We start from the raw sequence: 24,255 nt of genomic DNA, 5'->3' as shown, positions 1-24,255 counted from the left end.
TCCTCCCCTAGAGCACGTTGGAAAGGCGGCCGTAGAGCAACTCATCCACGCCTTCGGCGTAGATGTCGCCCCTGTCGTCGACGCGCAGCACGTATTGCGGGAGGTTCTGGGTAGCCTGGCCCCAGACCTGCTGGCCACCCGCCTCGCAGTCGAACCGCGAATAGTGGCCGGGACAGTTCATTGTCCGATCGGCCGCGGTGTAGTTGAGGGTGAAACCCTTGTGGGGGCAGATCGTCGTGAAGCCGACAATATCGCCCTCGGCACCGACCCCGCCCTGCACTTTCGTGCCGAGCTTCAGAAGCACGCCGGGAGCATTGGCGTCTGGATAGGAGACGTTCAGCGGCTCGTTGAGCTTGAGATCCTTGATGTTGGCCAGACGATTGACGGGATAGTCCACTCTCGCGGCGGCTGTCGCAGCTTTGGTGGGGGATGGCGAAATTGAGCTAACGGCAACGCCGGCGGCGGCAAGACCCGCCCCGCTCATGAAACGACGGCGGCCGACGTCGACCATACGATCGCAGCGCGACATGGTGAGAGCTCCTCGGGTTCGCCAGTACGCCTACTGGCTTGGCCATTTCCTCGAGATCGGACCGGTACGCCTACCGGGCCGGAGCGCTCGTTATTTTTCCGTCGCACGCCCATCACATCGAGGCAGTACGATGTGTCGAGACGTCTCGACATATTCAATAGTCGAAACGTGCTAGCTTGTCACCTGCTCCGCGGGGTAAAGATGACGCACCTAGACGACGCACGCGGAGACCATGGAATGCGGAAATCGATGCTGGCCGTTGCCAGCCACGCCAGCGCCCGGCCCGTCCAGGGAGAGCTGTCTGAGCCCCATGCGATTTCCACTCTTGCTGCACTTGCTCAGCCCACGCGCCTCGCGATCTTTAGGCTGCTCATCAAGCATGAGCCGGTCGGCATCACTGCTGGCGTGATCGCCGACACCATCGGTGCGCCGCACAATACACTGTCGTCGCATCTGGCCATCCTTGTCCGGGCGGGCCTGCTCCGGAGCACGCGCGAGGGACGTACCATCATCTACCGCTCAAACGTCGAGGGCATGCGGTCGTTGATCGCCTTCCTGGTGAACGACTGTTGCGACGGACATCCCGAGCTCTGCAATCTGGTCGCGGCTGACGCAACAGCCTGTTGCGCAGCTGCCCCGAAGGCCCGAAGCGCGAAGAAGGTCGTCAAGCGCAAGAGTTGACCGGCGGGGCCGATGTCTTGGACTTTGTTGGGACTAGCCGCTCAGACTATCGCGGGCTTTTTCGGCGCGCATGCTGCAGCGAGCGCCAGCCGGCTTGTCGGTCACAGCATCGTGGGTCTAGTCGACAGGCTCTCGAAATCGATCTGGGGAGAGAAATCCGCGAGCGCTCTTCGCGTAGGTCATCTGCGAACGCAATCGTGCAAGATCGTATTCTAGCGTGGAAAAGCGTAAGTTTGGTGCCCAGGGGCGGGATCGAACCACCGACACTGCGATTTTCAGTCGCATGCTCTACCAACTGAGCTACCTGGGCAAACCCGCGGGGCCGAAAAGGCCGCAGCGAGCGGGCGGTTTATAGAGAGGTCGGGGCGCTGTGTCCACCCGCCTTCGCCAAAGGCTCCGCCGAGCGCCGCCCGCCTGGCATTGTTTCCCCAACTTGTTGGGAAATCTTGGCTATTCCGGGTCCTCCACGTCGTCCTCACGGCCGGGAACGACATAGCGGCCGCTGAGCCAGCGGTTGAGGTCGACGTCGCGGCAGCGCGACGAGCAGAACGGGAGAAAGGCCTGCTGGGCGGGCTTGCCGCAGATCGGGCAGGTGCGCGCGGTGGCCGGGGGTGTTCGGGCTTGGTCAGTCATGGCTTCGGCGCAGCTTACACCAATTGGCAATCGAGGAGGCGGCCGCATGTTCCGCCGCGTGCCCTCTCCCGCTTGCTTGCGGGAGCGTTGCAGGCGCCGCAGCCGCGCGAAGGCGGATCACACCGCGACGGCGTTGAGCCAGCCGTGGCGGATCGGAAAACCCTCGCCGCCGAGCAGGGTCACGGTCTCGTAGAGCGGCAGGCCGACGACGTTGGTGTAGGAGCCGACCATCTTGACCACGAAGGATCCGGCGATGCCCTGCACGGCGTAGCCGCCGGCTTTGCCGCGCCATTCGCCGGAGCCGATATAGGCCTGGATATCGTCGTCGCTGAGCCGCTTGAAGCGCACGCGGGTCTCGACCAGGCGCTGGCGGAACGCCTCGCGCGGCGTCACCACGCAGATCGCGGTGTAAACGCGGTGGTTGCGGCCCGACAGCAGGCGCAGGCATTGCGCGGCTTCATCGACCAGATTGGCCTTGGGCAGGATGCGGCGGCCGACCGCCACCACGGTGTCGGCCGCGATGATGAAGGAGCCGCGCAGATCGTCGTCGAGCTGCACCGACTTCAGCGCCGCGTCCGCTTTCGCACGCGCCAGGCGGTTGGCGCAGGCGCGCGGCAACTCGCCCCGCCGCGGGGTCTCGTCGACATCGGCCGGGCGCAGCGCGTCGGGCTCGATGCCGGCCTGGTTGAGCAGGGCCAGCCGCCGCGGCGAACCGGAAGCAAGAACGAATTTGGGACGGCCTAGCATGCGGGCTTTTGGGCTGAATCGGGGGGACGGACGCGGGCGGAACCTATCGGATGGGGCATGGATGCACAACCTTGGAACCGGTCGCGAATCGCGCTTCCCCGTGGGCGACAAGGCCCCATAAGCACAGCTGTTTGTCAGTCTGGCGACAAGGGGCGGACCGGCGAATCGGAACACGCGGGTCTCTACGTTGAGCCTCACAGGTTCGCGACGCCGGCCTTGGTGAAGCGCCGGCGGATGCGCAGCAACAGGCCGTCGCAGACCTCGCGATAGGCGGCGAGCTTCTGCTCGCGATTGCCGCTGGTGCCGGTCGGATCAGGGGTCGGCCAGTATTCGACAGCGGCGGCGAGCGTCCGGGTCAGATCCAGCGCCTTGTGGTGTGCCTCGGGCGACAGCGTGATGATGAGGTCGAAGTTCAGCCCCTCCCAATCCTCGAGCTCCTCGAAGGTCTGCGGCTTGTGGCCGGAAATGTCCTGGCCGAACTCGGCCATCACCGCGACCGCGAACGGATCGAGCTCGCCCTTCTTCACGCCGGCGGAGCGGACATAGACGCCTTGCGGGAACATCTGCTGCAGCAGGCTTTCGGCCATCGGCGAGCGCACGGCGTTGTGACCGCATGCGAACAGCACGGCCTGCGGGGTGCGCGCGCGCGGCGCTTCCATGCGATCAGGCTTTTTTTGGCCGGGGCAAAACCCCGTCCATCACCTTTGCGACGATCATCCGCCCTCGCCTTTCCAATGCAGAACGGTGATCAGCGTGAACAGCCGCCGGGCGGTCTCGAAATCGACCCGCACCTTGCCCTTGAGCCGCTCCTGCAGCGTGCGCGAGCCCTCGTCATGGATGCCGCGGCGGCCCATGTCGATGGCCTCGATCTTGTCCGGTGTCGCGGTCCGGATCGCCTGATAGTAGCTGTCGCAGATCATGAAGTAGTCCTTCACGACGCGGCGGAACGGCGTCAGCGACAGCAGATGCGCCACCACCGGCGTGCCGTCTTCTTTCCTGATATCGAACATCAGCCGGTTGCCGGTGATCGCGATGTGCAGGGTGTAGGGCCCCGGCCCGGCTGCGCCTTCGGGCGCGAACAGGTTCTGCTCGACCAGGTCGTAGATGGCAATCGCCCGCTCATGCTCGATGTCGGGACCGGAACGGCCGATCGATTCCTCGTCGAGCGTCACCGCGACGATGCGATTGTTGGAATCCTCGTCGTCTGGTGGCTTGTTCATGAGAGGTTGAGGCGCAATCCGACGGAACGTGAATGGGCATCGAGACCCTCGGCCTGGCCGAGCGTCATCGCGGCAGGCCCGAGCGCACGAAGCTGATCCGGCCCGCAGCGCAGGATCGAGGTTCGCTTCATGAAGTCAAGCACCCCGAGGCCCGAGGAGAACCGGGCCGAGCGCGCGGTCGGCAGCACGTGGTTGGAGCCGCCGACATAGTCGCCGATCGCCTCCGGGGTATGGGGCCCGAGGAAGATCGCCCCGGCGTTGCGGACCTTTTTCGACAGGCCCTCGGCGTCCGCGGTCATGATCTCCAGATGTTCGGCCGCGATCGCATTGGCGAGCTCGATGGCGTCGTCGAGCTTTGCCACCATGATGACGGCGCCAAAATCATCCCACGAGGCGCGCGCAATCGCCGCACGCGGCAGCGTCGCAAGCTGCGCCTCGACCGCGCGTTCGACATCGGCCGCGAGCCGCGGGCTGTCGGTGATCAGGATCGACTGCGCGCTGACGTCATGCTCGGCCTGCGCCAGGAGATCGGCCGCGATCCAGTCCGCATTGCCTGTGTCGTCGGCAATGACCAGCACCTCGGAGGGGCCGGCGATCATGTCGATGCCGACCTTGCCGAATACCTGCCGCTTGGCCGCGGCGACATAGGCGTTGCCGGGGCCGACGATCTTGGCGACCGGCGCGATCGTCGCGGTGCCATAGGCCAGCGCCGCCACCGCCTGGGCGCCGCCGACGCGGTAGATTTCCGAGACACCGCCGAGATGGGCGGCCGCGAGCACCAGCGGGTTGAGCTTGCCGTCCGGCGCCGGCACCACCATCACCACCCGCGGCACGCCGGCGACCCGGGCCGGCACCGCATTCATCAGCACCGAAGACGGATAGGCCGCGGTGCCGCCGGGCACGTAAAGTCCGACCGCATCGACCGCGCTCCAGCGCCAGCCGAGCTCGACGCCGGCGGCATCGGTGAAGCGCTCGTCCTTGGGCAGCTGGCGGCGATGGAAGGTCTCGATCCGGTCGCGCGCGAATGTCAGCGCCTCGATGGTTTTGGCGTCGCAGGCCGCAACCGCGGCGTCGATCTCGGCGGCGGTGATGCGCAGGCCAGCTGCGTCAAGTTCGAGCCGGTCGAACTTTTTGGTCGCCTCAAGCAGCGCCGCATCGCCGCGGGCGGCCACATCGTCGACGATGGCGCGGGTGGCGCGCTCGACGTCGGCCGATACCTCGCGCTTGGCCGCCAGGAATTCGCGGAAGCGTTGCTCGAAATCGGCGCTCTGTCGGTCCAGGCGAACGGGCATGGCGGCTTTCTGAAGAGGACTTTGGGTCCCTGCTCAATGGCGCGGCGGATAATGGCCGTCAACCCTTGGGGGGCACGCAATCTCCCCGTCGTCCAGGCGAAGGACTACTCCGGCCCCACCCCGAGATCGTCGGGCCCGAGATCGGTCAATTCGCACTCCAGGCACTCGACATCGAGCCGCAGCGCCGCACCCTGGCCGAACATCAGCAGCGCACTGCCGCCCGGCGGGTCGGAGGCGTGGAATTCGATCCCGAGCAGTTCCAGGGTGGCCGCCGGGGCCTCCAGGTCGATGTTGCGCGACTTGCATGCCAGCACCCGGTCGAACCTGAGCGCGGCGATCAGCCGGCGCGAAGAAGTGGCGCCGGCCAGGGTCTGCTCCCAGTCCAGCCGGTTCAGGCCGACCACGAGGCGCTTCTCGTCCTGCCGCCAGACGATGTCGGCGGGCTGAACGCGGGCGTCCTGTACATGGGCAGAGATGACCGCGAGGTCATCGGCATCGAGGGCGATCAGCTTCAGGGGGGCGGGCGGGGACATGATGGTCCTTATAACGCCTTGCGGCCGCGGGCGGTACCGCATGGCCTCAAGGAACCCCCGCTCAGCGGAACCGGCGAGCGCACAGGCAAAATATCGAAAACAACCCCATGCAAAGCATGCCGACGGCACCCGGGATCGGCAAGGCAACTTGACACGCCGGGCAAATCAGGGATAAATTTCCATTATTCCGAAATCTCTCCGCGCTCGCAATGGCCCCCCAAGGCGGGAACCTTGCCGTCGGTGGCAGCCTCACTTTGGAGGGGGTGAAGCTGCGCGGCGTTGGGACAAGCGGTACGACGCGCAGCGCCAGCCGCCTCACCCCTTGATGAACGCCAGCAGATCCTTGTTGATGGTCTCGGCCTCCGTGGTCGGCATGCCGTGCGGAAAACCATGGTAGGTCTTCAGCGTGCCGTTCTTCAGGAGCTTGGCCGACAGCGGAGCGGAATCGGCGTAGGGCACGATCTGGTCGTCGTCGCCATGCATCACCAGCACTGGCACGGTGATCTTCTTCAGATCCTCGGTGAAGTCGGTCTGCGAGAACGCGACGATGCCGTCGTAATGCGCCTTGGCGCCGCCCATCATGCCCTGCCGCCACCAGTTCTGGATCACGGCTTCCGACGGCTTTGCGCCGGGCCGGTTGTAGCCATAGAACGGCCCGGTCGGCACATCGCGGTAAAACTGTGAGCGGTTGGCCGCGAGCTGCGCCTGCAGGCCGTCGAACACCGACTTCGGCAGGCCGCCGGGGTTGGCCGCGGTCTGCACCATCAGGGGCGGCACCGCGCTGAGGATCGCGGCCTTCGCCACCCGGCTCTCGCCGTGGCGCGCGATGTAATGCACCACCTCGCCGCCGCCGGTGGAATGGCCGACATGGACGGCATTCTTCAGATCGAGATGCGCGGTGACGGCCGCGAGGTCGTCGGCGTAGTGGTCCATGTCATGGCCGTCGGCGACCTGGGCGGAGCGGCCGTGGCCGCGGCGGTCATGGGCGATCACGCGAAAGCCCTGACTCACGAAGAACAGCATTTGCGCGTCCCAGTCGTCCGACGACAGCGGCCAGCCATGGCTGAACACGATCGGCTGGCCCGAACCCCAATCCTTGTAGAAGATCTCGACGCCGTCTTTGGTGGTGATGGTGGGCATTTGATTGCTCCTCCTGTTGCGTTACGTCATTCCGGGGCGACACGCAGCCTGAACCCCGAATCTTGATCGATTGACTCTGGATTCCGGGTTCACGCTGACGCGTGCCCCGGATTGGCGAGGCATGAACAGATGTGTCAGATCAGGCGAATGTGACCGGCCGGAACCGGCGCCACGCGCCGATGATCACCACGGCAAAGAACACCAGCACGATGCCTTGCACCACCGCAAATACCGGCCCGGACGGCGGGTTCGGCGGCACGGCCGGCGCCAGCGCCTGCAGCGCAGGCACCTTGAGGAAGCTCTGGATGACCAGCACGAAGACGTTGAGATAGAGCGAGACCATCGCGGTCACGATATAGATCGGGCGCCAGGCGCCCTTGAGCTGCATCGCATACAGCGCGATGCAGGCGATCGCGAGCAGCACCAGCGAAAGGCCGCCGATGATGTGCGACGGCAGCAGCTTCTCGGTCACCAGAGGAGGGATCACGAAGCCGGTGGCGTTGGTCAGGATCGTGAGGACGAGGAAGATCGCGGTCAACCCGGGCATTGCGCGCGAGCCGAGCAGGCCAAACATCACGATCACGCCGGCGACGATTGCAATAAGGCTGATAATGACGTGCACAAGCACGAGCGTCGTCATATGGCCCACTCCCCGTTGAGAAACCCGCACCACGTTACGATGCGTCTTTGAAAATTGCTACATGGTTCGATGGCGGGACCGCCGACACGTCATGCGAAAATTTGCCGGCGCCGGATTTTAGTTGCCCCGTCATCCTGACGTGCGCGCCCTTGCGGCGCAATTGCGCCGCAAGGCTCGCACCTCCAGCGACAAAGGCGAAGCCTTTGCGCGGGGATGACGGGGATGGTCCTTGCGTCCGTCACGCGCCGGCGACGCGTGCGCCTCGTGAGAAGTTGAATCAGTAAGAGCGCGGGATCGGGCCGCTATGCGGCGTCTTGCGCGTCGACAGGTCGAACAGCACCTCGTCGACATAGCACCAGCCCCAGCCTTCCGGCGGATCGTAGCCTTCGATCACGGGATGGCCGGTGGCGTGGAAATGCGCCGTCGCATGCCGGTTCGGCGAATCGTCGCAGCAGCCGACATGACCGCAGGTCCGGCAGATCCGCAAATGCAGCCAGCGGCTGCCGCTCCTTAGGCACTCCTCGCAGCCGAGCGCACTCGGCGTGACATCCCGGATGCCGGCGATATGGGTGCAGCCTTTTGTCATTTTGATCTCTCGTTCGGATGCTGTTGCTTCGAATTCCGCTCGTTCGCCTGCCTGATCCGTCATCCTGAGGCGCTCGCGCAGCGAGCCTCGAAGGATGAATCGGCCACCAGCGGGGCCGTGCATCCTTCGAGGCTCGCTCCGCTCGCACCTCAGGATGACGGGATAGCTCGTGCTCGCCGCATCGATCGCCCATTGCGGCGGCTACAGCGACGGGCTCCCGTCATCGGCGAGATAGCCGTGCAGCGCGGCGACGACTTGCGCGCCCTCGCCGATCGCGCCGCCGACGCGTTTGACCGAACCGGAGCGGACGTCGCCGACCGCGAACACGCCGGGCACCGTGGTCTCGAGCAGCGGCACGGCGGGCGCGCCGTCGCCTTTCTGCACACCGGTCATCACGAAGCCGCCGCGGTCGACCTGCACGCCGCAGCCCTCGAGCCAGCCGGTCGCCGGATCGGCGCCGACGAACAAAAAGAGATTGCGGATATCCATGGTGAACTCGTCGGGCGCGAGCCGGCTGCGCCAGCGCACGCGCTCCAGCGTCTCCGCGCCTTCGAGCCCGATCACCTCGGTGTTGAACATCAGTTCGATGTTCGGCGTCGCCTCGATGCGCTCGATCAAATAGCGCGACATGCTGGCCCCGAGCCCGCCGCCGCGGATCATCATGTTGACCCGGCGCGCATGCGCCGCGAGGTAAACCGCGGCCTGCCCGGCGGAGTTGCCGCCGCCGACCAGCACGACGTCCTGCTGGGCGCAGAGCTTCGCCTCGATCGGCGAGGCCCAGTACCAGACACCGCGGCCCTCATAGCTCTCGAGATTGTCGATCGCCGGCCGGCGATAGCGCGCGCCACTCGCGACCACCACCGACTTGGCGCGCAGCGTGTGCCCGCAGCCGGTGGCGAGCGTGAACGCGCCCGACGCCTTCGAGCAGTCGAGCGATTTGATCGAGACCGGGATCAGCATCTCGGCGCCGAATTTCTGCGCCTGGTTGAAGGCGCGCCCGGCCAGCGCCTGGCCGGTGATGCCGGTCGGGAATCCGAGATAGTTCTCGATCCGCATGCTGGCGCCGGCCTGGCCGCCGAAGGCGCGGGAATCGAACACCGCGACCGACAGGCCCTCGGAGGCCGCGTAGACCGCGGTGGAGAGCCCGGCCGGGCCGCTGCCGACCACGGCGACATCGTAGAGCTTCTCATGTGCGCTGCTGCCGATCATGCCGAGCGCCATCGCAAGCGCGGTCTCGGACGGATTGCGCAGCACGGTGCCGTTCGGACAGACCACCAGCGGCAGCTCGGCGCGCGTCGGCGAATAGCGCGCGACGAGGTCGGCCGCATCCTTGTCGGTCTCGGGATCGAGGACGTGATGCGGCTGGCCGTTACGCGCCAGGAAATTCTGCAGCGGCGCCATATTGCCGACCGACGCGGAGCCGATCAGCACCGGCCCGCCGGCGCCGCCCTGGATCAGGCTGACGCGGCGCAGGATCAGCGCGCGCATGATGCGCTCGCCGAGATCGGCCTCGGCGACCAGCAGCGCGCGCAGCCGCTCGGGCGGCAGCAACAGCGTCTCGACGGGGCCCTCGGCATGGCCGTCGACCAGCGCGGCGCGGCCGGAGAGCTGGCCGATCTCGGCAAGGAATTGCCCCGGCCCCTGGTCGATGATCGGCGTGACACGGCCGAGGCCATCGCGCTGGGAGATCGACACGTTGCCCGACAGCACCACGAACATGCCGGGCCCCGGCTTGCCGGTCTCGAACAGCGCCTCGCCATCCCCATACGACCGCGGCTCGCCGAAGCGGCGCATCCGCTCGATCTCATGCGCGGTCAGGGTCGGAAAGGTCTGCTCATGGCGCGGGAAGGCGGTGGCGGTGGCGTTCAGCCGATCGATCGTCGTCTCATCCATGGCCATCTCGGCGACTCTCTTCTTGTTGCAACAAATGCCAACCGGCCGGAGTTTCGATTCTCACTAGAACCAGAACCCAGGCCCTGGCTTGTCGTTTTGCCGGATTTTCTGCACGAACTGATGTCCATCTCGCAGAAATCGATCTAGCGGCCCGGCTCGCTTCCGCCAGCGTCGTCTCGTGAGCCGTCATCCAACGAGGCGTCATCTAGCGAGGCGTCATCTAACGAGGCTTGGGCTGGTTCGGAAGCCACATCCTCGCGACCGCGTGCCTGCGATTTTCGCCGCTTCAGATTTTCGCGCAGCGCCAGCTTGAGACGATCCTGTCGCGAATCCTTCACGCGGGCTCCGGCCTGCCCGCCGCCCTTGTCGTGCTCACCTGTCATTGCAAAACTCTCGAACCGCCGTCGCGCCTTCCGCGAGGCCGAACATAGCCAATGGCCGCCGCCTGCGCACCCTGCCCGGTCGGCCAGTTGCGCCAGGCCGCATGATTCGGCGGCCGGGCGAAATCCGGCTTCCCGGCAGGATCGGAACCCAATCGGACCGGAATCGGCCGGATTGGGTAGAATCACCGGCCAGGAACGTCAGTTTCTGCCGATTTCATCGGCAACAGGGGCGCTGTTTCGCTTGCGCCAACGGGAGGCCTGTGGCAAGAACCGCCCGCTTGGACAGGCCCTTGGGGCCGATTCAATTTTTCCCGGGCACGCTGCCGTAGCTCAGTGGTAGAGCACTCCATTGGTAATGGAGAGGTCGACAGTTCAATCCTGTCTGGCAGCACCAGGATCTCGCTGAAAAATCAACATTTTATCCAGCCACATAGTTTCTTTAGCCGCCCCGGACGGCCACACAGCGAATCCGCGAACGCCGACGGCATGGCATCTATCTGATTGATGCGCATGGAAGCTCAGAATCCGTTACCGAGGTTGATGTCCAAACTGATGACCCATCGCTGCAAAAACTAACGACTTTGCACGCTTGACGGGTGCTAGAGTGCGCTACTCAATCTGCTTATATGCGGAGGACCGGAGATTAGTGTGCCAGACGTTAGCTTAGAGCAAGCAGCAGACATTTTAAGGCGAAGCACAGATTTTCGAGTTCTGCGACGCCTAACCGGCAAGGCCGCTGTCCGACGTTCGTTGTGCCAGATTGTCAACCTCGAGGATGATAGCTTCGCGGGCTTAGCATCGCGCAATGCGTTGCTCGCTGCTGTCGCCTACGCGACAAAAGTCATCTCCCGCAGGAGATCCAGACAAAATATGGATCTACTCGCAGCTATGCTAGAGGCACCGGACTTGACGGCCTCTTCAGCCGATTGGCGAACACGAACAGGCTCGCCGATAGGCGTTTGGGTGCATTGGCTGGACTCTTTGCGGCCCGACAGAGATTTTGGTCCCGGCCTTGCTTGGCAGCTCACACGAGATAGCCACAATCCAAACTACTTATTTGATCGCCGTAGTTTGAGAAAGGGACCCAAGCAAATGCCGCTCAAGGGTTCAACCTATTGGAGCGAGCACCCAAAGCGGCTCAAAATGTCTGACGCGGGCTGGCTTCTCGAACAACAGCAATCTTCTCATCCAATTGAGATTGCGGGAATGCGGCGCCGTCCCGCTGTATTTCGCAAACTCGCTAAGCACTCACAAAGCTTGGCGAGATCAAGAAACATTTCGCTTGAGAGCTGGCTCTCTTCTATTGCCACGTTCTCGGTCGAAGATCCGCGTATCGGCGAATGGACCGCCCTGGAGATCGTACGGCAATTGGTCGCGTTGGTGGAGGTCTTTCCCACCGGTAGACTTGAGATACTCGACGAGCTTCATCCATCGAACGTCTTAATTCCCGCATCGTGGCTCGAAGAACGCCCCTCAGGGAGTTTCACTCTGCCTCTATGGACGTGGGAATCGTGGAGACAGAAGGTTCGCGAGAACAATGGCTTGAACGTCGGCGTTGTCATTCAAACGACAGTTCATGCTGCGAATGCGTGGAAAAATTCGCTGCAGATGGCTCCTATCGAAGAACGCGCGGTGATCGCTCAGATGCAGCACCAATTGGCTGCCCTTGCACAGGAATCGACACCGCCTCAAATTGTGTTGTTGCCCGAGCTAACAGTGCCTGTTGGCTTTTTGCCAAATCTGCGGGTAATCGCCGCGCAAATGAACGCGGTCCTTATCGCTGGAATGGACTTCGACAAATCAAGGAATGCGAAGAAAGTTAGAAACCGCGCTGCTGTGGTAATTCCAAATGCGTGGGGCACCGGGAAGCTCTCATCGAGAGCTACCGTTAGATACGTCGGAAAGACATATGCAGCTTACCGGGAACAGGAGCTAATAAAGAAGCACGGCTTCGACTTCCAATCCGTCCCGGAAGTTTGGGTATTTGACGCCGGCAAATTTGGGAAGTTTGCAGTCGCCGTATGTTATGACTTCTTAGACCTCGAGCGAGTTGCTATGTACCGCCTTGGCATTCAACACTTGTTCATACTTGCCTACAACACCGATATACCCACGTTCGATCACGCGGCAGAAGCGCTTTCTCGGATGATCTTTTGCAATGTCGTCGTTTGCAATACAGGCACGCATGGTGGCTCCCTTGCCGTCTCACCGTACAGGGGAGCGGGAAAGCGCGTAATCTATCGCCATACTGGCTCCCTATTAGCCACTGGACAAACAGTTTCGCTTCCCGTCGCTGACCTCATCTTAGCGCAACAGAATGCTTGGCCCGCAGGTCGCGATAGAGAGTTTAAAAGTCTTCCGCCGGGGGCTGAAGGTGTTCAGCAGCTTGTACCGCGCCAAACAGCAATATAGAGCGCCGTAGTAACGCAAATCGACTTCCGTAAGCGCGCACACCCGTCAATGCGCGAGCAGCAGACCCGCCCCGCCGATCGTCAGCACTACGTAGACCACGAACACACTGCCGACCCATTTCCAATCGATCTGTCCGTGCTCGGGGCTGAGGCTTTCGATAATGCCGTGCATGATGGTTTCCTTGAGGAGTCGCATGCGCGGCGTATAGCCTGCGCCTCGATCACATCATGTGACTCACTTCACACTTCAAAGTCGCGGAACGGACTCAAGAGTGACTGGCCCAGAACTGAAGAAACTGCGCGAACATCTCGGCGAGGCGCTCGGCCGCAAGCTGACGGCGGCGGACATGGCGAAGCTGTGCGGGTTGCCGGCGGCCGGCGGCGCCGAAAAGCTCCGCAAGTGGGAAGTCACCGGCCCGACCCCGAAGGTCGCCGCGCTGCTGCGCGTGCTGGCGATGGCGAGCGAGCACTATCCGATCCTGGAGAAGTTCGACGTGTTCGATCGCCACGACGTTCCGGTCAAGGATCGCGCCGCGCGCCGCCAGGCGTTTCGCGAGCAGATGCGCGACGACGTGCGCAAGCGGCTCGACTAGCAGACGGCTTGGTTAACGGATCAAGCGCGCCGCGCGCGGCCCCTTAAGCCTTCCGTCATTCCCGCTTAAGCATTCGTTAGGCACAACAAAACGTTTCGCCGCAAAGGGTGCGACTTAACGCTCCAAGCCGCCTTTCGGTGAGAAATTTTATTCAAATGCGGTCTAACGCATCGCCATGGATGGCGCCATTCACGCTGCGCCTCATGACTTGTCCGGAGACTGCCCCATGAAGAAGTTCCTGCTCGCAACCGCAGCCGCAGCTGTTGCCGTCGCTGCCTTTGGCGCGACCGCCCAGGCCGCCGACCTCGGCTCCCGTGGCTATTACCAGAAGGCGCCCGCGCCTGTTTACGCCGCGCCGCTCTACAACTGGACCGGCTTCTATCTCGGCGGCCATCTCGGCGGCGTGTTCTCGCAGAACAACACGTTCAACGGCCTCGCGCTGTCCGACTCCAGCGCCCGCTTCATGGGCGGCGTCCAGGGCGGCTACGACTGGCAGCTGTCGCCGATGTGGGTGATCGGCCTCGAAGGCCAGTATTCCTGGGTCGGCGGCCACCAGCTCAATGCGATCTTCCCGGGCGGTTACGTCTACAACAACAACCAGCGCGGTATCGCCTCGATCACCGGCCGGGTCGGCTACACCTGGGGCCCGGGCCTGATCTATGTGAAGGGCGGTTACGCCTATTCCGACAACAACGAAACGGTGACTTTGGGCGGCGCGCAGGTCCCCTTCGCGCTCACCGATAACCACAGCAACGGCTGGACCATCGGCGGCGGCGCCGAATACATGTTCGCGCCGAACTGGTCGGCCAAGGTCGAGTACCAGTACTACGACTTCGGCGACAGCCGCTTCACCGCACCCGGCGCGCTGGTGCCGGTCGGCAGCTTCCACAATGACGAGCACACGGTGAAGGCGGGCCTCAACTACCGCTTCAACCTCGGCAACCTCGGCGGTCCCGCTTACGGCCGCTACTGAGGTTTCCGACCACCACAACCGAGAGTGGAAAGGCCGGCTCACGCCGGCCTTTTTGCGTCCGATCGCGCGCATCGATTCCGCACAGCGAACCAACACGGCGCCGACGCGCGGCAGCCGCGAAAAATCCGGCAGATCGTCGCAATTTTCCCGATTTTGTTAACCCGCCGCATTGATACTCCCGCGCCGGGGAAACATCCAAGAGTAGTGGCCAAGCTAGTGGGCCAGGGGGATACGGGGCAATGGCGTTTCGGTTCAAGCTCGGCAAACCAAATCTCAAGCGCATCCGCCTGCCGCAGATGGGCGTCAGGGGCAGCCTGTTCGCGGCATTCGCCGTGATCGCAGGCATGACACTCGTGATCAGCGCAGGCGCCGGCATCGTGCTGCACCAGCTCGGCGGCACCATGGGCGATCTCTCCGGCCGCGACATTCCGCGGCTCGCCGCGAGCCTGCAGCTTTCCGCGCAAAGCGCCTCGCTCGCGGCCCAGGGACCCGGCCTGCTCGCCGTGCAGAGCGAGGATGCGCTCAACGATCGCACCAAGAAGGTGCAGGAGGTCGCGCAGCAAACCAATGCCAAGCTTGGCGAGATCATCGAACTCGGCGCCGACAAGTCCGTCGTCAGCGCGCTGCAGGAGAACGTCAAGAACACCGACGAGGCGACCAGGAGCCTGATCTCCGCCGCGCACGAGCGGCTCGACGTCGGCGCACTGCGCGACAAGCAGTACAACGCGCTGCGCAAGGCGCAGGGGGCCTTCGCATCCGCCGCCGGTCCGGCGATGCTCGACGCGCAGACCCGGCTCAACGCCATCCTCGCCGCAGCCGAAGTCTCCGCGGACGATGCCACGGAAGCGGCCCGCACCGTCGGTCAGATCAGCAACGTGCTGTCCATCGGCAATCTGATGGCGGCCGACATGACCGCGGCGCTGTCGGCCAATTCCAGCGACACGCTCGATGCGATCGAGGCGGAGTTCAAGAAAGGCCGCGAGCGGATCAAGTCCAATCTCGAGGACCTGCCGAACAATCCGGCGATCGTTGCCGTGCGCGACACCGCGCAGAAGCTTCTGGTGCTTGGCGAAGGCAAGACCGGCGTGTTCAAGATTCGCCAGAAGGAGCTCGACTCGATCGATTACGGCCAGACCATCCTGGAAGAGACCCGCAAGCTCAATGTCGGGCTCGGCATCAGCGTCCAGCAGCTGGTCGACGCCGTACAGAAGGACACCGACTCTGCCACCTTCCAGGCGCGGCAGCAGATCTCGCTCGCGACCACGGTGATGATCGGGCTCGGCGCGCTGACGCTGGTCGGCTCGTTCCTGTTCGTCTGGCTCTATGTCGGGCGCAACATCCTGCGCCGCATCCGCGGCCTGCAGCGCTCGATGCAACTGTTGTCCGACGGCGACCTCGACACCGAGATCCCGCAGAGCCGCCAGCGCGACGAGATCGCCGTCATGGCCGACTCGCTGCAGGTGTTCCGCGAGAGCATGATCGAGGGCCGCGAGCTCACCGAAAACCAGAACAAGGACCGCACCGCCAAGGCCGAGCGTGCCTCGCGCATGGAGAAGCAGATCGCGACGTTCGAATCGACGGTCCGCACCGCGCTCGGCAGCCTGCAGAGCGCGGCGAACTCGATGCAGTCGACCGCGCAGAGCATGTCGGCGACCGCCGACCAGTCGAGCGCATTGGTCAACGCGGTCGCCTCGGCCGCCGAGGAGACCTCGGTCAATGTGCAGACGGTGTCGGCCGGCACCGAGGAGCTGTCGTCGTCGATTGCCGAGATCGGCCGCCAGGTCGTCACCTCGGCGGAGATCGCCCGCAAGGCGGTCGAGGAAGCCAGCGCCACCGACACCACCATGCAGGGGCTTGCCGACAATGCCGCGCGGATCAGCGTCGTGGTCGACCTGATCCAGACCATCGCCTCGCAGACCAATCTGCTCGCGCTCAACGCCACCATCGAGGCGGCGCGCGCCGGCGAGGCCGGCCGCGGCTTTGCCGTCGTCGCCTCCGAGGTGAAGAACCTGGCGAGCCAGACCGCCAAGGCGACCGAGGAAATCCGCCAGCAGATCGTCAGCATGCAGGAGGTGACGACGACGGCGGTCACCGCGATCCGCAACATCTCGAGCACGATCGGCGAGATCAACGACGTCACCACCGCGATCGCCGCCGCGGTCGAGGAGCAGGGCGCGGCGACCCGCGAGATCGCCCGCAACATCCAGCATGCGGCGGGCGGCACCAGCGAGGTGTCGAGCAACATCGTCGGCGTCTCGACCGCTTCGGCCGAGGCCGGCACTGCTGCCGGCGAAGTGCTCAGCGCCTCGGACGCGCTGCGCCGCGAGGCCGACCTGCTGCGCTCCGAGATCGACGGCTTCCTGTCGAACATAAGGGCGGCGTAGGCCCGCCGCTTACGCGCCCCAACCTCCCCTTGAAAAGGGGAGGTCGCTTTGCTCGTCAGAGCAGCGGGTGGGGATCTGCTCTCTCCACATGCACCGTTGCCTGCGGCTGACCCCCATCCCGACCTTCCCCCTTTCAGGGGGAAGGAGAAGAGAAGGCTCTTCGCTTGATCCGGGCTACGGAATTCGGGCTCACGCCGTCCCCTTTTCTCCGGACGGCTATCTGATTTTTCGGCTGGCGCGGCGGCCCGGGTCCCGCTAAGTCGGTAGCATGCATACGAAGACCGACAGCCTTCCCTCTTCGGCGGAGGCATTGCGATACCCCTGGGAGAACCATCCGGGCCACGACCAGGTCGTGGAGGTGGCCCCCGGCGTGCTGTGGGCGCGGCTGAAGCTGCCGTTCCGCCTCAACCATGTGAACATCTACCTGCTCGCCGACGGCGACGGCTGGACCATGGTGGATGCCGGCTTCGGCAATGAGGAATCGATCGCGGCCTGGACCACGCTGTTCGAGGGACCGCTGAAGCACGTCAAGGTCAGGCGGCTGATCGTGACGCATTCGCATCCCGACCATGTCGGTCTCGCCGGCTGGATCACCGAGCGCTTCGACTGCCCGCTGTTCATGTCGCAGGTCGAATACCTGCAATCAGTCTATCACCAGAACCGCGGCACCGAGGAACGGCGCAACGCGCAGCGGCTGTTCTTCCGCCGCCACGGCATGGACGAGGACCTGACCGAGAAGCTGCTCGGCCGCGGCCAGGATTACCTGAAGCGCGTGTCGGTGCTGCCGCCGTCCTATCACCGCCTCACCCATGGCGACGAGGTCGTGATCGGCACGCGGCGCTTCAAGGTGATCACCGGCGGCGGACACGCGCTCGACCAGGTGATGCTGTATTGCGCGGCCGACAAGCTGTTCCTGTCCGCCGACCAGGTGCTGAGCAAGATCTCGCCCAATGTGAGCGTCTGGGCGGTCGAGCCCGAGCAGAACTCGCTCGGCGAATATCTGGCCTCGCTGGCGAGCCTGACCACCACCCTGCCCTATGACGTGATGGTGCTGCCCGGCCACGGCGTGCCGTTCTACGGGCTGAAGACCCGGATCAAGCAGCTCGCCGATCACCATGAGGAGCGCTGCCGGCTGATCGCCGAGGCCTGCCGGCAGGTGCCGCAGACCTCCAAGGAACTGGTCCCGGTGGTGTTCCACAAGCACGTGCTGGACGAGCACCAGATGGGCTTCGCCGCCGGCGAGCTGGTCGCCCACGTCAATTACATGCTGGTCGAGGGCCGCCTGACGGCCGAGATGCACGACGACGGCATGCTGCGCTTCAAGACGACCTGAGACCGGCCGGCCCGTAAATGGCTCGGGCAATTTGACCGAAATCAAGCCGGATAGACGGCCGCTAGGGCAATTTGCCCAACTGTCGCGCATGCCCAGATGTGGGCCAATGCATGGACATTGGAGCTGGAAAAGCTCTAAGAAGAGGCAGCTTTTCCGGTCAGGTTCCGCTTTCTGGGTTCGCCGATGAATTACAGCCAGTTTTTCCAAACCGCCCTCAACCGCCTGCATGACGAGCGGCGCTACCGGGTGTTCGCCGACCTCGAGCGGATCGCGGGACGCTTCCCGCACGCGACCTGGCACTCGCCGAAGGGCAGCCGCAACGTCGTGATCTGGTGCTCCAACGACTATCTCGGCATGGGCCAGCATCCCAAGGTGGTCGGCGCCATGGTCGAGACCGCGACCCGCGTCGGCACCGGCGCCGGCGGCACCCGCAACATCGCGGGCACCCATCATCCGCTGGTGCAGCTCGAAGCGGAGCTCGCCGATCTCCACGGCAAGGAGGCCTCGCTGCTGTTCACCTCGGGCTATGTCTCGAACCAGACCGGCATCTCGACGCTCGCCAGGCTGATTCCGAACTGCCTGATCCTGTCGGATGCGCTGAACCACAATTCGATGATCGAAGGCGTGCGCCAGGCCGGCTGCGAACGCCAGATCTTCCGCCACAACGATGTCGCGCATCTCGAAGAGCTGTTGATCGCCGCCGGCCCCGACCGGCCGAAGCTGATCGTCTGCGAGAGCCTTTACTCGATGGACGGCGACGTCGCGCCGCTCGCCAGGATCTGCGATCTCGCCGAGAAATACGGCGCCATGACCTATGTCGACGAGGTGCATGCGGTCGGCATGTACGGCCCGCGCGGCGGCGGCATTGCCGAGCGCGACGGCGTGATGCACCGGATCGACGTGCTCGAGGGCACGCTTGCGAAAGCGTTCGGCTGCCTCGGCGGCTATATCGCGGGCCGCGCCGAGATCATCGACGCGGTGCGTTCCTACGCGCCGGGCTTCATCTTCACCACCGCGCTGCCGCCGGCGATCTGCTCGGCCGCCACCGCTGCGATCCGCCATCTGAAGACCTCGAACTGGGAGCGCGAGCGCCACCAGGACCGCGCCGCCCGCACCAAGGCGATCCTGACCGCCGCCGGGCTGCCTGTGATGTCGAGCGAGACCCATATCGTGCCGCTGTTCGTCGGCGATCCCGAGAAGTGCAAGCGCGCCTCCGACCTGCTGCTGGAGGACCACGGCATCTACATCCAGCCGATCAACTATCCGACGGTCGCCAAGGGCAGCGAGCGGCTGCGCATCACGCCCTCGCCCTACCATGACGACGGCCTGATCGACGCGCTGGCCGAGGCCCTGCTCCAGGTCTGGGACCGGCTCGGCCTGCCCCTGCACCAGAAGTCGCTGGCCGCCGAGTAACCCTATCCTTTCCTACCCTCGAATTTGGGCCGGCCGTGCATCGCACGGCCGGTCCTTTGCGTTATAATCCCGGCACCCGGCCCTTCCTGCGGCCGGGACAGGAGGTGAGCAGCGATGCTGCACGACTGGGGCGTCATCGCCACGGCGTTCGCCTACATCGGATTGTTGTTCTTCATTGCCAGTCGCGGCGACCGGATGTCGCCGGGCGCGCGCGGCCGTGCCAGCCATTGGATCTATCCGCTGTCGCTGGCGATCTACTGCACCTCCTGGACCTTCTTCGGCTCGGTCGGCTTCGCCACCCGCACCAGCGTCGACTTCCTGGCGATCTATGTCGGCCCGATCGTGATGATCGGGCTGTGCACCCCGCTGCTCCGCCGCGTCATCGCGCTCGCCAAGTCGCAGAACATCACCTCGATCGCCGACTTCATCGCCGCGCGCTACGGCAAGAGCCAGGCGGTCGCGGCCACCGTGGCGCTGATCGCGATCATCGGCTCGGTGCCCTACATCGCGCTGCAGCTCAAGGCGATGGCCTCATCGCTGGAAACCATCCTGAGCGAGGATCCGGCGTTCTCGAAAATCCCTGTTATCGGCGATATCGCGCTGATGGTGACGCTGGCGATGGCGGTGTTCGCGGTGCTGTTCGGCACCCGCCACGCCGACGCGACCGAGCACCAGCACGGGCTGATCCTGGCGATCGCCGCCGAATCCATCGTCAAGCTGGTCGCCTTCATCGCCGCCGGCGCCTTCGTCACCTTCTGGATGTTCTCCCCGGTCGAGCTCTATGAGCGCGCGCTGAAGACGCCGGAGGCGGTGCGCGCGATCGAATATGTGCCGTCGATCGGCAACTTCCTGATCATGACGCTGCTGTCGTTCTGCGCGATCATGCTGCTGCCGCGCCAGTTCCATGTCAGCGTGGTGGAGAATTCGACCGGCGCCGAAGTCAGCCGGGCACGCTGGCTGTTCCCGCTCTACCTCGTCGCCATCAATATCTTCGTGATTCCGATCGCGATCGCGGGCCTCATCATCTTCCCGTTCGGCGCGGTCGATGCCGACATGTTCGTGCTGGCGCTGCCGATCGAGGGCAATTCGCAGCTGCTGAGCCTCGCCGTGTTCGTCGGCGGGCTGTCGGCGGCGACCGCGATGGTGATCGTCGAATGCGTCGCGCTGTCGATCATGGTCTCCAACGACATCGTGCTGCCGCTGGTGCTGCCGCGCAGCGACGACGCCCGCGCCGGCCAGAAGGATTTTGGCGACTTCCTGCTGAAGGCGCGCCGCTTCTCGATCTTCGCCATCATGGTGATGGCGTATTTCTACTATCGCGCGCTCGGCAACACCCAGCTGGTTGCGATCGGCCTGCTGTCCTTTGCCGCGATCACCCAGCTCGCGCCGGCGTTTTTCGGCGGCCTGTTCTGGCGCCGCGCGCCACCGCACGCGGCGCCATGGCCGGCATGCTGGTCGGCTTCGCGATGTGGCTCTACACGCTGTTCATCCCGAGCTTCCTGGAAAACTCGACCACCGGCCTGATGCTGCTGCAGCATGGGCCGTTCGGGATCGAGGCGCTGCGGCCGCAGGCGCTGTTCGGCGCCGATTTGCCGCCGCTGCTGCACGGCGTGCTGTGGAGCCTTGCGCTCAACGTCCTCACCTACGTCGTGTTCTCGCTGGCGCGCGCGCCGTCCGCGATCGAGCTGTTGCAGGCCGACGTGTTCGTGCCCAATGCGCTGGCCCCGATCGCGCCGAGCTTCCGGCGCTGGCGCACCACGGTGACGGTGCAGGACATCGAGAGCACGGTGACGCAATATCTCGGCCCCGACCGCACCCGCGAGGCGTTCGCCGCGTTCGCCGTCGACCGCAACGTCGTGCTGCTGGCCTCGGCACCGGCCGATTTCGAGCTGCTGCAGCACGCCGAGCGCCTGATCGCGTCCTCGATCGGAGCGGCGTCCTCGCGCCTCGTGATGTCGCTGCTGCTGCAGCGGCGGACGGTGTCCGCCAAGGCCGCGCTGAAGCTGCTCGACGACTCGCACGCCGCGCTGCATTTCAACCGCGAGATCCTGCAGACCGCGCTCAACCATGTGCGCCAGGGCATCGCGGTGTTCGACGCCGATTTGCAGCTGATCTGCTCCAATCGCCAGTTCTCCGAACTGCTCGCGCTGCCGCCGCACCTGGTGCAGCTCGGCATCCCCTTGCCCGAGATCCTCGATTTCATGGGCGCGAGCAGTCCGCCGCCGGCCGGCGACAGCGACAACCTGCTGCAACTGCGGCTGCGCGCCTACACCACCGAGGGCGAGCCCTATCTGGAACGCTTCTCCGACCGCCATCTGGTGATCGAGGTGCGCGCCAACCGCATGCCGGGTGGCGGGCTCGTCATCACCTTCTCCGACGTCACGCCGAGCTTCGAAGCCGCGGAGGCGCTGGAGCGCGCCAATGCGACGCTGGAAAAGCGCGTCCGCGACCGCACCGAGGAGCTGACGCGGCTGAACTCGGAACTCGCGCACGCCAAGGGCATCGCCGAGGACGCCAACGCCTCCAAGACGCGTTTCCTGGCGGCGGCCAGCCACGACATCCTGCAACCACTCAATGCGGCGCGCCTCTATGTCACGAGCCTGGTCGAACGCCAGAACGGCGGCGAGGATTCGCGCCTGGTCGAGAACATCGACGACTCGCTCGAGGCGATCGAGGACATCCTGGGCGCGCTGCTCGATATCTCGAGGCTCGATGCCGGCGCCATGACGCCGGCGATCACGAGCTTCCGGATGGCCGATTTGATGCGCTCGCTGGAGATCGAGTTCATGCCGATCGCCCGCGACAAGGGCCTCGATCTGCGCTTCGTGGCCTGCTCGCTGCCGGTCGAATCCGACCGCTCGCTGCTGCGCCGGCTGTTGCAGAACTTCATCTCCAACGCGATCAAATACACCCCGCGCGGCCGCGTGCTGGTCGGTTGCCGCCGCCGCGGCGATAGGCTGCAGATCAGCATCTTCGACACCGGCGTCGGCATTCCCGTGCAGAAGCGCGGCGAGATATTCAAGGAATTCCATCGCCTCGAGCAGGGCGCCCGGATCGCCCGCGGCCTCGGTCTCGGCCTGTCGATCGTCGAGCGGCTGGCGCGCGTGCTCAACCACCGCATCGCGATTTCGGCCAATGTGAGCGGCGGCTCGGCATTCTCGGTCACCGTGCCGGTCGCCACCGCCGTCAACCATACCGCGGCCGTCACCACCGCTACGCCGCTGTCGAAGACGCCGATGAGCGGCTCCCTGATCGTCTGCATCGAGAACGATCCCGCCATTCTCGACGGCATGAAGACGCTGCTGACGGCCTGGGACGCCGAGGTGATCGCGGTGCTCGATGCCGACGGCGCGATCAGCGCGATCGAGGCCGCCGGCGGCCGCGTCACCGGCGTGCTGGTCGACTATCATCTCGACCGCGGCAACGGCATCGCTGCAATCCGCGAGATCCGCCGCCGCTTCGGCGACGGCATTCCGGCGATCCTGATCACCGCCGACCGCAGCCCCGCGGTGCGCCTGGCCGCGCGCGAGGAAAACATCGCGGTGCTGAACAAGCCGGTCAAGCCGGCCTCGCTGCGCGCCCTGCTCGGACAATGGCGCACCCAACAGATGGTGGCGGCGGAGTGAGCGCAGCGCGCAAGCCGGGCGCGCGTCGAACGTCGGTTTAGTTCGGTCCCATTCTGGCCGACGCCGGATGCCCCGGCACCTGAAAGCGCTTGCCTGTGTCGGTGACGTTGGTTCCGTCGACCTTGAGGATCGAGAAGTCCTGGCTGAGGTAGTTCCCCACCAGGACGTATTTTCCGTCGGGCGTGAAGACCGCAGCCTCAGGCAATCCGCCGACCTCGATATCTCCCGTCTTGGTCACCTTCTTGCCGTCGATCTTCAGCACCGAGACGCTGCCGTTCTTCTCATGGAAGAACGCATTCTTCATGTTCGAGCCGCGCAGGATCACCGAGACCGCGAGATCCCCCTTCGGACTGACGGCAAGCCCCTCCGGCCCGTCGCCGACCACCACGCGGTCAATGATGCGCGGCGGCTTCGCTTCGAGATCGATGATGCTGGTCGTGTCGACGCTGCCGTCCGACGCGCCTGCATTGCCATTGTCCGAAGTCAACGCGATCTGGCCGTTCGGAGTCACGGCCACGTTGTAGGGCCATTGGCCGGTCGGCAAATCTATCTTGGCGTAAGTGACCTTGTCGCCGGCGATATCAAGCACCGATATCTTGTGCGCGGGAAAACGCGCGACCAGCGCGCGCTTGCCGTCTGGCACGAACGCGACATGCGCGACACTGTCGGGCATCGATACGGTGTCGGCGATCTTGACGTCAGTGCCGTTGACCGAAAGGACGCTGATCGAATTGTCCCCGCGATTGGCGACCAACGCCATTTTGCCGTCGGGACTGAAACTCACCCCTGACGGCTGCTTTCCCCCGGTAAGGGTCGCTGCCAGCTTCGGCGGGGTCGCCTTGAGATCGATGATATAGATTTTGTTGTCCGGCACCTGCTTGAGGGCGTCGGCCTCTTTCACGACGTCGACCGAATCGGCGACCAGCGCCACTGTCCCGGTCGGATCGATAGCGACGTTGACCGGAGGGCCGACCACCGAGTTCTTCAATGGGAGTGCAGCAGCAATCTTCGGATTCTCGGGATCGGCGAGATCGACGATCAGCACTTGATCCTTGCCGGGCGCTGACAGCACCGGCTTGCCGTCGTCGTCCCACAACAGCTTCTCGTCCATGCCGACGATCATCAGGGGCTTGGCCTGAGCGCAGTTGAAAAAGCCGGCACCGAGAAGGATTGCCGCAGCCAGAGACAATCCGGCGGCACGAGTTGCAGACATCATGGCGTTCTCCCCAAAAGCACACGGCCTCT

At 64.7% G+C, this 24,255-nt stretch carries 21 protein-coding genes, 2 tRNA genes and 1 pseudogene; 9 read left to right on the top strand and 15 right to left on the bottom strand.

The window, feature by feature from the left end; all coding sequences use genetic code 11:
* Positions 1 to 7: 7 nt before the first annotated feature.
* Complete coding sequence (locus ACVW1C_RS23610; protein WP_456760454.1) at positions 8 to 529, bottom strand: arsenate reductase (azurin) small subunit; 522 nt, start codon at positions 527 to 529, stop codon at positions 8 to 10.
* A gap of 237 nt (positions 530 to 766) precedes the next feature.
* Here ACVW1C_RS23610 and ACVW1C_RS23605 point away from each other — a divergent pair, with 237 nt between their 5' ends.
* Entirely contained in the window at positions 767 to 1,210 is a 444-nt protein-coding gene (locus ACVW1C_RS23605) for an ArsR/SmtB family transcription factor (protein ID WP_456760453.1), read from the top strand.
* A 234-nt stretch (positions 1,211 to 1,444) separates the two neighbouring features.
* Here ACVW1C_RS23605 and ACVW1C_RS23600 read toward each other — a convergent pair.
* The 12 genes from ACVW1C_RS23600 to ACVW1C_RS23545 form a co-directional block, all read right to left on the bottom strand.
* Positions 1,445 to 1,520, bottom strand: a tRNA-Phe gene (locus tag ACVW1C_RS23600).
* Between the two features lie 140 nt (positions 1,521 to 1,660).
* A complete protein-coding gene (yacG, locus tag ACVW1C_RS23595; RefSeq protein WP_092123134.1) occupies positions 1,661 to 1,843 on the bottom strand; it encodes a DNA gyrase inhibitor YacG in 183 nt (60 codons plus the stop codon).
* 117 nt (positions 1,844 to 1,960) lie between these two features.
* Positions 1,961 to 2,590 (bottom strand): Maf-like protein, encoded by a 630-nt coding sequence (locus ACVW1C_RS23590; protein ID WP_050403368.1) that lies wholly within the window; start codon positions 2,588 to 2,590, stop codon positions 1,961 to 1,963.
* A 194-nt stretch (positions 2,591 to 2,784) separates the two neighbouring features.
* Positions 2,785 to 3,249 carry an arsenate-mycothiol transferase ArsC gene (locus tag ACVW1C_RS23585; protein ID WP_456760452.1) on the bottom strand — a complete coding sequence of 155 codons (465 nt, stop codon included), beginning with the start codon at positions 3,247 to 3,249 and terminating at the stop codon, positions 2,785 to 2,787.
* A gap of 54 nt (positions 3,250 to 3,303) precedes the next feature.
* A complete protein-coding gene (locus tag ACVW1C_RS23580) occupies positions 3,304 to 3,810 on the bottom strand; it encodes a UPF0262 family protein (RefSeq protein WP_456760451.1) in 507 nt (168 codons plus the stop codon).
* Complete coding sequence (gene hisD, locus ACVW1C_RS23575; RefSeq protein ID WP_456760450.1) at positions 3,807 to 5,102, bottom strand: histidinol dehydrogenase; 1,296 nt, start codon at positions 5,100 to 5,102, stop codon at positions 3,807 to 3,809. Before hisD ends, ACVW1C_RS23580 begins: the two co-directional genes overlap by 4 nt.
* 104 nt (positions 5,103 to 5,206) lie before the next feature.
* The gene (locus tag ACVW1C_RS23570) at positions 5,207 to 5,635 is read right to left on the bottom strand and encodes a DUF2948 family protein (RefSeq protein WP_456760449.1); all 429 of its coding nucleotides are present in this window, start codon (positions 5,633 to 5,635) and stop codon (positions 5,207 to 5,209) included.
* 315 nt (positions 5,636 to 5,950) lie between these two features.
* Entirely contained in the window at positions 5,951 to 6,775 is an 825-nt protein-coding gene (locus ACVW1C_RS23565) for an alpha/beta fold hydrolase (RefSeq protein ID WP_456760448.1), read from the bottom strand.
* A gap of 139 nt (positions 6,776 to 6,914) precedes the next feature.
* On the bottom strand, positions 6,915 to 7,415 hold the full coding sequence (locus ACVW1C_RS23560) for a hypothetical protein (protein ID WP_456760447.1): 501 nt from the start codon (positions 7,413 to 7,415) through the stop codon (positions 6,915 to 6,917).
* 277 nt (positions 7,416 to 7,692) lie between these two features.
* Positions 7,693 to 8,001: a UBP-type zinc finger domain-containing protein gene (locus ACVW1C_RS23555; RefSeq protein ID WP_456760446.1), complete on the bottom strand. Its 309-nt coding sequence runs from the start codon at positions 7,999 to 8,001 to the stop codon at positions 7,693 to 7,695.
* 201 nt (positions 8,002 to 8,202) lie between these two features.
* Entirely contained in the window at positions 8,203 to 9,900 is a 1,698-nt protein-coding gene (locus ACVW1C_RS23550) for an FAD-dependent oxidoreductase (protein WP_456760445.1), read from the bottom strand.
* Between the two features lie 137 nt (positions 9,901 to 10,037).
* Entirely contained in the window at positions 10,038 to 10,277 is a 240-nt protein-coding gene (locus ACVW1C_RS23545; protein WP_456760444.1) for a hypothetical protein, read from the bottom strand.
* Positions 10,278 to 10,596: 319 nt separating this feature from the next.
* Between ACVW1C_RS23545 and ACVW1C_RS23540 the strand changes: the two genes are divergently transcribed.
* Positions 10,597 to 10,671, top strand: a tRNA-Thr gene (locus ACVW1C_RS23540).
* Between the two features lie 254 nt (positions 10,672 to 10,925).
* Positions 10,926 to 12,689 carry a hypothetical protein gene (locus ACVW1C_RS23535; protein ID WP_456760443.1) on the top strand — a complete coding sequence of 588 codons (1,764 nt, stop codon included), beginning with the start codon at positions 10,926 to 10,928 and terminating at the stop codon, positions 12,687 to 12,689.
* A 45-nt stretch (positions 12,690 to 12,734) separates the two neighbouring features.
* On the opposite strand, the gene ACVW1C_RS23530 is transcribed toward ACVW1C_RS23535, so the two are convergent.
* Positions 12,735 to 12,860, bottom strand: coding sequence for a hypothetical protein (locus ACVW1C_RS23530; RefSeq protein ID WP_456760442.1), 126 nt, complete (start codon positions 12,858 to 12,860; stop codon positions 12,735 to 12,737).
* A 100-nt stretch (positions 12,861 to 12,960) separates the two neighbouring features.
* Between ACVW1C_RS23530 and ACVW1C_RS23525 the strand changes: the two genes are divergently transcribed.
* The 6 genes and pseudogenes from ACVW1C_RS23525 (at position 12,961) to ACVW1C_RS23500 (ending at position 23,010) form a co-directional block, all read left to right on the top strand.
* Positions 12,961 to 13,281: a hypothetical protein gene (locus ACVW1C_RS23525; RefSeq protein ID WP_092123112.1), complete on the top strand. Its 321-nt coding sequence runs from the start codon at positions 12,961 to 12,963 to the stop codon at positions 13,279 to 13,281.
* 226 nt (positions 13,282 to 13,507) lie between these two features.
* Positions 13,508 to 14,254 (top strand): outer membrane protein, encoded by a 747-nt coding sequence (locus tag ACVW1C_RS23520; RefSeq protein ID WP_212317193.1) that lies wholly within the window; start codon positions 13,508 to 13,510, stop codon positions 14,252 to 14,254.
* A gap of 239 nt (positions 14,255 to 14,493) precedes the next feature.
* Positions 14,494 to 16,638 (top strand): methyl-accepting chemotaxis protein, encoded by a 2,145-nt coding sequence (locus ACVW1C_RS23515; RefSeq protein ID WP_456760441.1) that lies wholly within the window; start codon positions 14,494 to 14,496, stop codon positions 16,636 to 16,638.
* 268 nt (positions 16,639 to 16,906) lie between these two features.
* Positions 16,907 to 17,971 (top strand): MBL fold metallo-hydrolase, encoded by a 1,065-nt coding sequence (locus ACVW1C_RS23510; RefSeq protein ID WP_456760440.1) that lies wholly within the window; start codon positions 16,907 to 16,909, stop codon positions 17,969 to 17,971.
* A gap of 183 nt (positions 17,972 to 18,154) precedes the next feature.
* Entirely contained in the window at positions 18,155 to 19,384 is a 1,230-nt protein-coding gene (hemA, locus tag ACVW1C_RS23505) for a 5-aminolevulinate synthase (RefSeq protein WP_456760439.1), read from the top strand.
* Positions 19,385 to 19,498: 114 nt separating this feature from the next.
* A pseudogene (locus ACVW1C_RS23500) lies at positions 19,499 to 23,010 on the top strand (PAS domain-containing hybrid sensor histidine kinase/response regulator).
* A gap of 37 nt (positions 23,011 to 23,047) precedes the next feature.
* On the opposite strand, the gene ACVW1C_RS23495 reads toward ACVW1C_RS23500, so the two are convergent.
* Positions 23,048 to 24,226 (bottom strand): beta-propeller fold lactonase family protein, encoded by a 1,179-nt coding sequence (locus ACVW1C_RS23495; protein ID WP_456760438.1) that lies wholly within the window; start codon positions 24,224 to 24,226, stop codon positions 23,048 to 23,050.
* Positions 24,227 to 24,255: the final 29 nt, after the last annotated feature.

This window comes from Bradyrhizobium sp. USDA 4011 (assembly GCF_054063415.1).
Note: the sequence above shows the minus strand (reverse complement) of the source record. Positions and strands in the feature narration are given on the sequence as shown.